This is a genomic window from Shewanella sp. 10N.286.52.A9 (assembly GCF_041468985.1).
Classification (GTDB): Bacteria; Pseudomonadota; Gammaproteobacteria; order Enterobacterales; family Shewanellaceae; genus Shewanella; species Shewanella japonica.
In genome coordinates this window covers 242,525-254,144 of record NZ_JBFRJQ010000011.1, presented here as the reverse complement: position 1 = coordinate 254,144, position 11,620 = coordinate 242,525, and the positions used below count along the sequence as shown (strand labels likewise).

Genomic DNA, 11,620 nt, shown 5'->3' with positions numbered 1-11,620 from the left:
TACAATAAAAATCTTAACTTGAGAAATAATTAATGATTGAAAGAACTGCTGAATATCAAGCTACTGCAAAAGCGATTTCGTTTAATGTGGCAAATAAAGTTTTGCCTATGGATAAGTTGCCAGAAACTCTTTTAGAGGCTTATGAAGGCTTATTTAAAGAACTGATCCAAGACAATGCAGGCTTATTTGAAAAAAGTTGGCAGAGTTTGCCTGCAAGTGCGCAAAAATTGATGCCGCAAGCTGAGTTTCATGGGTTTTATATTGCCAATGCTTGGATGCAGTTGAGTCGTGTTGCTCAAGAAATTGCTGATGAAGCAGACTCAGACGAAGCGATCGATGAAAAAGAATATGATGGGGTGTTTGGCCGATTAGCCGAACAGTCACTCAAAGAAAGTATTAAGAAATTAAAGAAAGCAAGAACTGACCGTTCTTTATTAAATAGCTTTAAACAAGTGATGGCTATTTAAGACAAGTGATTACGCATTTTGGGAGTGTAAATGTCTTTATTATCAACTAAGCAGATCCAGTGGCCTTGTGAGTTAAGTGAAATCACTAAAGCTGAAATCATGGATCTGGCTATCGAAATTGATGGAATTGATCGTTATTCCACTTTGATCGACGGTGACCAACAACGCGGTATTTATTATTGTGTTCAAGGATTAGGAACATTTGCAACGACAAGTATTGATAACCGACCATTAGCGAGCTTTATTTTTGGTAAGCAAATGTGGGTGGGTGCTGTTGCTATTGAGATATACCCCAAAATCAATTTATACACCTGTGAGCTTGAGCCGCTCAAAAGTTTGTTTTTTCCAAAAAGTGAACTTAATGAGTTGGCTAAAAGAAACAATGAGGTTTATAAACTTTTGTACAGTATTATGCGTACAAATAGCCCCAAAATTGTTCAAGGTATGCATTTGTCTTTCTATGGAATTGAAGAGCGTATTGCGTTCTTTTTATTGGAATTAGTACGAAGTAAGAAGTCGACTAATCTTCCTAGAATCGAAATTAAAATTACCCAGCAACAACTTAGCGAAATCGCTAACGTTAGCCGACCAAGAGTCAATGAAGTATTGAATAAATTAGCTCAAGAAGGGTTAATTGAATTGGTTCGAGGTAAGCTGTATATCAATGACTATGCAGCCTTAGCTCAGTCTTTAGAAGACAGAGTGGTGATGTAAATTTACCATTGAAGATATAAAAAAGCCTAGCTAATTTAGCTAGGCTTTTTTGTGGCTGATTTGCAGCACTAGAAAGAAGTGCGTCGGTAGCGACGGTACTCAGGCTCCCAGAAATTACTATCAATTTTCTGCGTTAATAGCTCATCAGGGCAAGGTAATGCCAGTTCTTGTTCAATGGCTTTTTTAGCAACTGCAAAAGCAATGTATTTACTCACCTCTTGAATGTCTTCAAGGGCGGGGAGTAATGAACCTGTGCCGTTTTTACCTAGAGGAGAGCATTCAGAAAGCGCACGGCTTGATGCCATAAGCATTTCATCTGAAACCCGGGTTGCTCCGCTGGCTAATACACCCAAGCCAATGCCTGGGAAAATAAAGCTATTATTACATTGAGCAATCTCATAGGTTTCACCTTCGATGACAACAGGCTCAAACGGACTGCCTGTGGCAACGAGTGCTTGACCGGATGTCCAATGCAAAACGTCTTTCGGTGTTGCTTCAACACGACTTGTTGGATTAGATAATGGGAACACAATTGGGCGTTCGCAATGGCTATGCATTGCTCGAATGATTTCTTCAGTGAACAAACCTGGTGCGCCAGAAACCCCAATCAAGACAGTTGGTTTAGCGTTATTAACCACATCCAATAATGAAATATGATCGCTAAACCCATCCCATTGCTGAACATTCACCGTTTTTTGAGCCAGTTTTTTCTGGAAATCTAATAGAGTAGGCATGTTATCTAATAACAAGCCCCAACGGTCGACCATAAACACTTGTGAACGGGCTTGCTCGTCAGAAATACCTTCTGCCACCATTTGTGCCACGATGGCCTCGGCAATACCACAACCTGCGCTGCCAGCCCCTAAAAAGGCAACACGCTGTTGACATAATTGGGTTCCGGCTGCCTTACATGCTGCGAGAAGTGAGCCTACGGTAACTGCAGCGGTGCCTTGAATGTCATCATTAAAAGTACAGAATCTGTCTTTATAACGCTCAAGTAACGGCATTGCATTTTTCTGCGCAAAATCCTCAAATTGGATCAGTGCATCAGGCCAGCGACGATTCACCGCCTGCATAAATTCTTCAATAAAGTCGGCGTATTCTTCGCCACCAATACGAGGATGACGCGACCCCATGTACATAGGATCATCTAATAAATTAGGATTATCTGTGCCCACATCTAATGTGATTGCGAGACAATAAGCCGGACTAATACCGCCACAGCTGGTATACAGCGACAACTTACCGATAGGGATCCCCATACCGCCAATGCCTTGGTCACCCAAGCCTAAAATTCGCTCACCATCTGTTACCACAATGACTTTTACTTTATGGCGAGTCGAATTATTGAGAATGTCATCAATACGATCTTTGTTATCGTATGAGATAAATAATCCACGGTTACGACGATAGTTTTTTGAAAAACGCTCACAGGCGAGCCCCACAGTTGGGGTGTAGATGATAGGCATCATCTCACTGATATGGTTACGAACTAATCGGTAGAACAAGGTTTCGTTAGTGTCTTGGATGTTGCGCAAATAAATGTGCTTATCCAAATCATTACTAAAACTTTTATATTGCTCGTAAGCACGTGATGCTTGTTCTTCAATGGTTTCAATGACCCAAGGAATAAGCCCTTCGAGGTTAAAGTAAATGCGTTCTTCTTCACTAAAGGCTGTGCCTTTATTTAGCAAAGGAGACTCAAGAATGGCTGGACCTGCGAAAGGAAGATAGAGGGGGCGTTTATTATCGTCCATTGGAAACCTTATTGTCAGTGTCGAATGACTGTTATTTTTATCTATAAATAGCCAATTGTGACTGCCTAAAAATAGACTTTTTTAATTATCGATGAAGGTTAACACAACTAAGATTTTTTGTGGTCTGTTAAGTGAGCTATTTCACACTTTTTTTCAGCTAAATAGTGACGTCAGAGTCATCTTGGTGTTTGTTAAATGAAGCATAGGCATATTCAGCAGTATTAAGATTGCAAAATGTCGTAACATTTTTGGTTCTGACATTATGGTCGTTAAGTGCCATGCTGTGTATAGACATGATGGTAACTTTATGGGGTGAGAATGGCGCTTCCTCTTATTTGGCTCGGTACTGTCGCTATTGGTGCAATCATGCTGGCAGATGATCGTCAGCAGCGAAAAACAATTCAGCATGAACGTCGTATGGGGCGCGCGCCCAAAGTGCCTAATGGTAAGTCTGTGAGCCCGTTAACTCCTAGTATTTGGCATAAAGGCGACGCCAAAGTTGATGCCGCCCCTGGGGCTATTGTATGTTGTTTCGTCTTTGGTGTGATTGAGCATACAGGTATTTGGGTGGGGGATGACCATTTAGTTGAATTGCACGGAAGCGGTTTGATTCGAGTGATATCGGCTAAGCGATTTTTACAAGGACGAACCGGTAGTTGTATTTTTCAAGCGTGTAACCATTTACATCAGCCCCTTGTCGCGCCAAAAGCATTGGCTCGAGCAGAGCAAGCCATCTATCAATATCGGGACTATGATTTATTTACAAATAACTGTCATCGATTTGTTTGGTCATGTATTAGCGGTGAAGAAACAGAAGTGAGAAGTTTTGAGCAACTTAATACGCTATTAGCTCAAGCATTTAATCAAGTTGTTTATTGGGATGAAGTGGCATTAAGCAAGAGGTAAAAAAGCCACAAAAAAGCACAGCCAATGCTGTGCTTTCAAGGTAAATGTTTATCTAATTTGATTACACGCCACGGTGTTTAATTGATAAGCCATGTAAGAAATTACGCAGGATCTGATCGCCACATGTCTTATAGTTCTTGTGGTCAGGGTTACGGAATAACGCCCCTAATTCTGACTTGCCAATGACAAAGTCCGCTAAACCACAAATTTCAATAATATCATCTTCACGAAGCTCTAGTGCAATACGTAATTTTTTGAAAATTAAATTATTAGTGAGGTTTTTAACTGGTGCTGGGACTTCACTACCCGGGCGTAAACCACGCTTTTCGATAATTAGTCCGTCTAAGAACTGACACATAACCTTGTCATTACAGGCTTTGTAGCCTTCTTCCGCTTCTTTTTTTAATAAGCTAATTATTTCATCTGTGCTGACTTCAACATTGGCTTGAGCGAAAATCTTAATCATTTTGGCATTTGAATAATCAAATACAAAACGTAGACGGCGAATAATATCGTTGTTAATCATATAAGTCTCTGGGCGCGGCTGCGCAGTTTTTTAACGGCAAAGTTAGTTATTTCGCCGTTAAATAAAAATCGGACGCGGATTATACCTGAAAAAGGCCAAATAGTTCAGATTATCTGCAATGAGATTGACATCATTCATTATAGACAAAAATTTATTGTGGTCACGACGACTGGATGGCGAGTTTCCAATATATAAATAGGCACGAAAACCCAACGAGATAGACTAAGCCTAACCCAGCGAGTATTTTCATTTTTGTACCGTACCTGTGTTGCTCGGGAAGTGTCTCACTGGTCATCAATCTTAAATTTAACCAAGCAAAAATGACTGTGGTTAGAAATGCCAATGTCATGACAAATTCAAGTAAAGGCAATAGTGCCCCTTTGAAGAACCAAATCAATACTAGCCCCAATGAGGACACCAATAACATGACTCTGGTTAATCTTTTAGTACAATCCTGCTTGTTATTTAACAGCTGCCAACCAATATCTAAGGTGCGACTATAACCATCAATAACGGTCACTGTTGTACTGAAAATACATAAAAAAGCGACTAAACCAATTAAATATCGTGTTTCTTCGCCCATGACATCGCTATATAAATCCACTAACTGACTGGCAAATTTAGCACCTGAACTTGAAAATACTTCGCCGCTGCCATGCATGACTAACGCACCTAATGCGAGGAAAATAATCGCTAAAATTGCAGTGACAACAAAGCCTAAGTTGAAGTCAAATATAGCCTGTTTACTAGAAATAGTTTGGGTCTTTTTCTTTTCAAGTAACCAAAGGGAGTTCCACGCACTGACTTCAATTGGCGCAGGCATCCAACCCATCATTGCCACTAAAAAACCAACATAAGCCCATTGCCATGGGCTCACCGTTTGCTCTGTGACTATCGGGCCTTGATAGTGTTGCCACGCCAGTGCAACTGCCACTAAGGTCGTTAAAGTTAGTGCTAGCATAATGACTTTGGTCAATTTATCGAGGAGTTGATAATGGCCAAGGATTAATAATGCAAGGGAACTGATAAGAACTAAAAATGCCAGGATATCGATGGGTAAAGGAATAAATTGAGTCAACATGGCAGCGGTTAACATACACACCCCTGCAGTACTGGCAATAGCTGCAATGGTATTGAGGCAAGTGAACATCAATAAATAACCACGACCTTGTTTTAAATAGCCGTGTAGTAGGCTTTCGTTTGTCGCTGCGGTATAGCGGGCGCCAGCAGCAAAAAACGGGTATTTAAGCAGATTAACCAGTAAAACCACCCATGCCAATTGCCAGCCAAACTCTGCGCCAGCTCGAGTAGAAGAAACCAAGTGTGACGCGCCGATTGCTGCTGCCGCCATTAATATTCCAGGGCCTAAACTGGCTAATAATGTCGATGTAGAAAATTGGCTATCGGTTATGGTTTTATTTTTTTGCATGATTTTTCTTTTTAATTAATAGAAATAAAACGTTAATAAATATTAGCTTACGACTATGTCATATTTTCCTTAATTGGAAAAGTAACATTGTGTTTACAAATGGTTTTGAAACTCTTGCGCAACAAATGGAGAGGCGCGATTGGGTTTAGTATCTAGTGAAGTAATGCATCATAAAGCATAGTCTACTGGAAAGTTTAACTATAATTGCAAACAAACATGGGAGTGGTTTAGCTCAGTTTGGTTAAGGTCGAACAAGTCATTACAAACGTTATTTAGTGCAGCTGATTTCATGGGATACGAACAGGCGACTCATTCGGCCATTGGGGCTTTATGGTACGGTAAAGTGACGTATCAGTTTTAACGCATTTCAGTTTTAACTTAATGATCATATGCTAGCTTAAAACTAGAAAATAGTAAGACGAGCCACAGGCTCGTCTTTTACTTTAAGTGGACTATCTGGCACTGTTATTTTGTTTACTATTAATGAAAGCTGATTTTCAATCATTTGTTAAGCAGACCGACAACTCATCATAGGAAGATAAAACATGAACGTAGAAGTAAGCACTGGCATCATCTTATATGGCACGCCCCGAAGTAGAGCGCTGAGAGTATCATGGTTACTGGAAGAGTTAGGTGTTGAATGGGAGTTTAGATTCCTTAACTTTGCCAAAGGTGATAATCGGAGTGAAGCATTTTTAAGCCTTAATCCAAGTGGCAAAATGCCCGTTATTTCGGATGGTGATTTTGTTATGACTGAGTCCGCTGCGATTTTGCAATATCTTGCTGAAAAATATGGCAAGGGTAAATTTTTACCTGAATCCGGCAGTAAACAAGCTGGACTGCACCATCGGTGGGTGAGCTTTGTGATTTGTGAGTTAGAACAGCCGTTATGGAGTATGGGTAAACACCGTTTTGCATTGCCAGAAGAGCAGCGATTAGATGCGATGCTCCCCGTGGCAAAATTTGAATTTGATAAAGCCGCCAACATTGCCGAATTATGGGTGCCAGAGACTGGTTATGTTTGTGGGGATGAATTAACTATTGCGGATATTTTACTGACGCAAACTTTATTGTGGGCAACCGTATTTGAGCAAACGATTCCGCCAAAACTTGCCGCTTATCGCGATAGAGTGAAGCAGCGCCCCGCAATGACATCTGCATTAGAAAAGTCAGAAAAGATTGCTAAAGCTGCGCAAGAAGAGTAGCGATTAACATGAATAAATGACAACAAAAAAGGAAGCAATTGCTTCCTTTTTTACATGCCACAGACTGACTAAAGTTGCGTTGCAGCCCATTTAGCTCGACTTTCACGAGACTCGCTCATGCCGCTGTCAGCGCGGTAACTTTTATAAGCTTCAACCTCAAGCGGAACGAGGCTCACTTCTACTTCAAGTACAATTTGGCACTCTTTTTTGATGCGCCAAGCGGCAGTATTATAAAGCTCTGTGAAAGGCAGTGAGCTTAAAAACTCAGGATTATACTGAGTATAAATCGCTTGTGTTGGGTAGACCACAAACGCTAAACGGCGTTTAGGCTCAGTTTTAAATAAAGCTTCAATACCGTCAGTGGTATTAAGGACCTGCATTTCAATCGTATCTTCGATTTCCAGCAACTTCTTTTGCGCAACTTCAGGCGCATCGGCTTCACCCGCTTCCCATGCAGTGACAGCATCTGCTGTAGTTTTAGTTAGCTCAGCAATTTGTTCTACGTTCAAGCCCAATGATAAGCGTAAACACTTCATTTCAATTGCGTTTAGGGCGTTTGATTTAGCCATGGTATTTCCTATTTAATCTGTTTTGCAGTCTTAATTTGCAAGGGAAAAGTATTCACCAACAAGTCTCTATTTGCGTTTAAGCCAGATGTCTTGAATCCAATCCCATAACGATTCCCACATGATGTCTGCCATACGTCCGTTTTTGAAAAAACGAATATTGGCTTCTTGGTCGATACAGTAAAAGTTATCCCCTTGCTGGCAGATAGCAATGTATTCTCTTGGCATACCTACAGACCATGCGTAGCTCGTGACTTCTGGTAAGTAAGTGTGCGAGTAAGGGTCTGATGCTGTCACCATTTCAATGGCGCCATAAATCACATCACTGCCAAAAAGCAGGTATTCTTTTAAATCATTTGGTAGTGAAATTAATATCTGTTCTTCCACTTCAACCAGTTGCTCGAAAGTCGGTAATTCAAGTGGCACAGGAACCGTTTCACTTAACTCTTGAAGCATTTCGATGACGTCATTCATCAGTCTTTCCCGTTATCGGCAATAATGGCGGGAGTATAGCTTGATTAACGCTGTTAACCAATTATCTCACTGGCAAAAACGCAAAAAAATGCACCTTAAAGTAAGGTGCGAAAGGAAGGGGGCAAACGTTGAAACTGGAAAATAGTGGGCTTAAGCCGCTTGGGGTTGGTCTCCTATATGAGTTGGGTCAAATTGAGCAAGACTTTGGCGTTTATAGCTAAGCCATGCTTTGTGGTAAAGCTTGTGAGATGACTGACGTAAATGCACAATTTGCATCATTTCGAAGTCATTCAATGGACGGTGCTCGGCTTGAGCAATATCCTCAATTTGTTGAATTTGCTGATATACCTGATGTTCTGGACCACTTTTGATGTCTGCAATTTTAGCTAAGTGTAATTGCACTTCTACGATCATTTCAGACTCTGGCAGTTTAACCAGCAGGTTTACGTCGCGGTAACCAGACGCTTTTGGCTCAGCAAAGCGGTTTTTAACCTGAACAACTTCAGTGCTTTGGTTAAGGGCGTGATAACTGCGCATCAGGGTGCTGACATCATCTGCAACCAGTGTGGCTCTGGCAATATCGGTAATATAACTCGCATCACCCTCAAATTTACGTTGAATCTTTTGCTGCGCACGTTGATAGGTTTTTATCTCAGGGATTATCACTTGTGTATGGCAAGTTTGGCTGATGTCGTTTAATAAACGGCTAAGTTCATTTTGTGCTAGCGGAGCGCGTTCATACAGTTGGTCTAGGTTATCGGTATATTGTATGGGGGCTGCACCTGCTGTGCTGGCTAAATTAAATAGACTGTCTAAATCATTTACTAGAGCATGACTAACATCATAAATTGGTTTTTCTGCGCTAGTATCAACCGTTACAGCAATAGCATTACGGGTTGTTAGTAATAATAAAAAGATAAAAAAAGTTCGAAAAATTCTATTCATTTGCAATACCACAGACTCGATAACATTGAGTGCATTCAGTAAACGGAGTTAATCATCTAACCCTTTTGAGATATGGGAATACTTTAGCTGGTTGAAGCTGAATCAATGCTGAATATTTTGCTGAGTTTCGGATGGTTTACGCTTCTTTACAAAGTCAATGTAAATAGTGTGAAGGAGGATTTTCGTAGGGATCTAATTTCTATTTTCTAGAAAAAGAAAAGGACATCTATAAGATGTCCTTTAGATATTCTGCTATTCCTTTATGAATAACAATTGCTCTATAGCATTACCAAATTTTGACGCGTTTAGCAGGTTCGATATACATTTTATCGCCTTCTTTTACGTCATAAGTGCTGTAAAACTCAGGCATGTTTGACAGTGCACCTAATGCACGGAAATGACCTGGTGAATGGGGATCTGTCGCAACACGGTTACGTAATGCTTCTTCTTTCATTTTTACTCGCCAAATTTGAGTAAAGCCCATGAAGAAACGCTCATCACCTGTTAGGCCATCAATGACCGGTGCTTCTTTGCCATCTAGCGACATTTTGTAAGCTTTATAGGCAATAGTGACACCGGATAAATCCCCAATGTTTTCGCCTAAGGTGAGTTCACCGTTCACGTGTAAGTCATCAAATACTTGATAACCGTTGTATTGTGATACTAACGCTTTCCCTTTCGCAGTGAAGGCTTCTAAATCAGATTCTGTCCACCAATCACGCATGTTGCCTTCGCCATCAAACTTAGCACCTTGATCGTCAAAGCCATGACCCATTTCGTGACCAATTACCGCACCAATACCACCGTAGTTAACAGCATCATCAGCTTGCATATTGAAAAATGGCGGTTGTAAGATTGCCGCTGGGAATACAATTTCATTCATGGTTGGGTTGTAGTAAGCATTAACGGTTTGCGGCGTCATGTGCCACTCACCTTTATCAATTGGGCCGCCCAATTTTGCGATATCTTTATTGTGGCTTTCAACGCTTGCACGTTGTGCATTGCCAACTAAATCATCACCTTTGATGGTTAACTTACTGTAGTCTTTCCACTTATCAGGGTAGCCAATTTTAGGATTAAACTTGGCCAGTTTGTCTTTTGCTGCAACTTTTGTATCTGCACTCATCCAATCCAGTGAATCAATACTTGTGCCGTATGCGCCGCGAAGGTTTTCAACTAACTCACTCATGCGCTCTTTAGCTGCAGAGGTGAAGTGACGCTTAACATACACTTTACCAACGACTTCGCCTAAAGTGCCGCTCACGGTATTTACACCGCGCTTCCAACGAGGCTCTTGTTGCTCTTGACCATTTAAGGTTTTAGAGAAAAAGGCAAAGTTTTCGGCGTCAATTTCTTCAGATAAGTTACTTGCCGCATGGGTTAACACATTCCATGTCATGTAGGTTTTAAGTGTTGCTAAATCAGTTTCACCAATTACGTCACTTAGGCCACTAACATAGCTTGGTTGGTTGATAATGATATCTTTTTGCTCAGCAACGCCCATAGTGGCTAAGTATTGCTTCCAGTCAATGTTTGGTGCTATTCCAGCTAATTCAGACACCATCATTTTGTTGTATGTTTTGGTGCTGTCACGTGTTTCAACCACATCCCAATGCTTTTCTGCAATGGCTGTTTCAAGGGCTAAAATTGATTCAGCTGCCGCTTTACCATTTTCAAGACCTGCTAAATTGAACATTTTCTCAATATGGGCGACGAATTCATTACGGATATTAACGAAGCGCTCTTCGGTATTAAAGTAGTAGTCTTTTTCAGGCAGGCTTAAACCATATTGCCAAATATGTGTGGCGTAACGAGTTGAATCTTTTGCATCAACATTGATGTAAAACGCAAGCGGAGTGCCGTAACCATTGACTTGACTGTATGCAAAGTAGTTGGTTAAGTCAGCTTTAGAATCAATTGCTGCGATTTTATCGAACTCAGGTTGAATTGGTGTCACACCTAATTTATTGAGGGTTTCAACGTCCATAAAGGCACGGTAAAGATCAGCCACTTTTTGCTCATCTGTTCCCGCTTTAAGGGTTGGCATTGCTGCTACTTCTTCAATAATGGCTTTAACGTCTTCACGAGCATTCTCACGTAAATCGTAAAAGGCACCAATATTAGTACGATCACTTGGGATCTCAGCCGTTTTTAACCAGGTTCCGTTTACGTATTCATAAAAGTCATCTTGAGGACGAACTGACTTGTCGATATTTTGAAAATCAATCCCTGAAGTTAACGCCGCTTGAACAGCTTCTGCTGTCGCCGTTTTAGATGTATTTTCAACTTCATTTGTACATGCGCTGAGTCCAGCGATCAAAGAGGCGCAAAGCCCTCCAATAACAAGCTTTTTCATGTTGTTTCCTTTGCATTGTAATAATAAGCCCTTCATGGACTTTGAATGCTGACTTTTCATTTACCCTTTCTGTTTATTGGAGTTAAAACAAGAAAGTGCAAATAGAAAATCAGTCTTTATAGTTGTGAAGTCCATGTTAAGTGCTCAAAAGGGCAATTAACAAGTGGATTAGCCACTTTTGTTGATAAAATGTGAGCTTTTAGCAGGGAGATATGTAACTAAAAATTACCGCTCAACACAGGTTGTGGAAGATTTGATGTTCATTTATTCATTGA

11 protein-coding genes are annotated in these 11,620 nt (G+C 40.7%); 4 read left to right on the top strand and 7 right to left on the bottom strand.

What is annotated here, in order from left to right; all coding sequences use genetic code 11:
- Positions 1–32 precede the first annotated feature (32 nt).
- Positions 33–467 carry a DUF3069 domain-containing protein gene (locus tag AB4128_RS10765; protein ID WP_055026262.1) on the top strand — a complete coding sequence of 145 codons (435 nt, stop codon included), beginning with the start codon at positions 33–35 and terminating at the stop codon, positions 465–467.
- A 30-nt stretch (positions 468–497) separates the two neighbouring features.
- On the top strand, positions 498–1,181 hold the full coding sequence (locus AB4128_RS10760) for a Crp/Fnr family transcriptional regulator (RefSeq protein ID WP_055026261.1): 684 nt from the start codon (positions 498–500) through the stop codon (positions 1,179–1,181).
- 68 nt (positions 1,182–1,249) lie between these two features.
- Here AB4128_RS10760 and AB4128_RS10755 read toward each other — a convergent pair whose 3' ends face one another.
- A complete protein-coding gene (locus tag AB4128_RS10755; RefSeq protein WP_055026260.1) occupies positions 1,250–2,938 on the bottom strand; it encodes an NAD-dependent malic enzyme in 1,689 nt (562 codons plus the stop codon).
- 318 nt (positions 2,939–3,256) lie between these two features.
- Here AB4128_RS10755 and AB4128_RS10750 point away from each other — a divergent pair, with 318 nt between their 5' ends.
- Complete coding sequence (locus tag AB4128_RS10750) at positions 3,257–3,844, top strand: hypothetical protein (RefSeq protein ID WP_372037634.1); 588 nt, start codon at positions 3,257–3,259, stop codon at positions 3,842–3,844.
- 61 nt (positions 3,845–3,905) lie between these two features.
- On the opposite strand, the gene AB4128_RS10745 is transcribed toward AB4128_RS10750, so the two are convergent.
- Together AB4128_RS10745 and AB4128_RS10740 are read right to left on the bottom strand one after the other, a co-directional pair.
- Positions 3,906–4,370 carry a DUF1456 family protein gene (locus AB4128_RS10745; RefSeq protein WP_055026258.1) on the bottom strand — a complete coding sequence of 155 codons (465 nt, stop codon included), beginning with the start codon at positions 4,368–4,370 and terminating at the stop codon, positions 3,906–3,908.
- Positions 4,371–4,530: 160 nt separating this feature from the next.
- The gene (locus AB4128_RS10740; RefSeq protein ID WP_080916507.1) at positions 4,531–5,799 is read right to left on the bottom strand and encodes an NRAMP family divalent metal transporter; all 1,269 of its coding nucleotides are present in this window, start codon (positions 5,797–5,799) and stop codon (positions 4,531–4,533) included.
- A gap of 545 nt (positions 5,800–6,344) precedes the next feature.
- Between AB4128_RS10740 and AB4128_RS10735 the strand changes: the two genes are divergently transcribed.
- On the top strand, positions 6,345–7,004 hold the full coding sequence (locus AB4128_RS10735) for a glutathione S-transferase family protein (RefSeq protein ID WP_372037633.1): 660 nt from the start codon (positions 6,345–6,347) through the stop codon (positions 7,002–7,004).
- Between the two features lie 68 nt (positions 7,005–7,072).
- Here AB4128_RS10735 and AB4128_RS10730 read toward each other — a convergent pair whose 3' ends face one another.
- The 4 genes from AB4128_RS10730 to AB4128_RS10715 all read right to left on the bottom strand — a co-directional run bounded on the left by AB4128_RS10730 (position 7,073) and on the right by AB4128_RS10715 (position 11,345).
- The gene (locus AB4128_RS10730; RefSeq protein WP_055026255.1) at positions 7,073–7,573 is read right to left on the bottom strand and encodes a DUF4447 family protein; all 501 of its coding nucleotides are present in this window, start codon (positions 7,571–7,573) and stop codon (positions 7,073–7,075) included.
- Positions 7,574–7,639: 66 nt separating this feature from the next.
- A complete protein-coding gene (locus AB4128_RS10725) occupies positions 7,640–8,044 on the bottom strand; it encodes an SMI1/KNR4 family protein (RefSeq protein ID WP_055026254.1) in 405 nt (134 codons plus the stop codon).
- Positions 8,045–8,194: 150 nt separating this feature from the next.
- Entirely contained in the window at positions 8,195–8,989 is a 795-nt protein-coding gene (locus AB4128_RS10720) for a RelA/SpoT domain-containing protein (protein ID WP_080916502.1), read from the bottom strand.
- 286 nt (positions 8,990–9,275) lie between these two features.
- Positions 9,276–11,345, bottom strand: coding sequence for a M13 family metallopeptidase (locus AB4128_RS10715; RefSeq protein WP_372037631.1), 2,070 nt, complete (start codon positions 11,343–11,345; stop codon positions 9,276–9,278).
- Positions 11,346–11,620 lie beyond the last annotated feature (275 nt).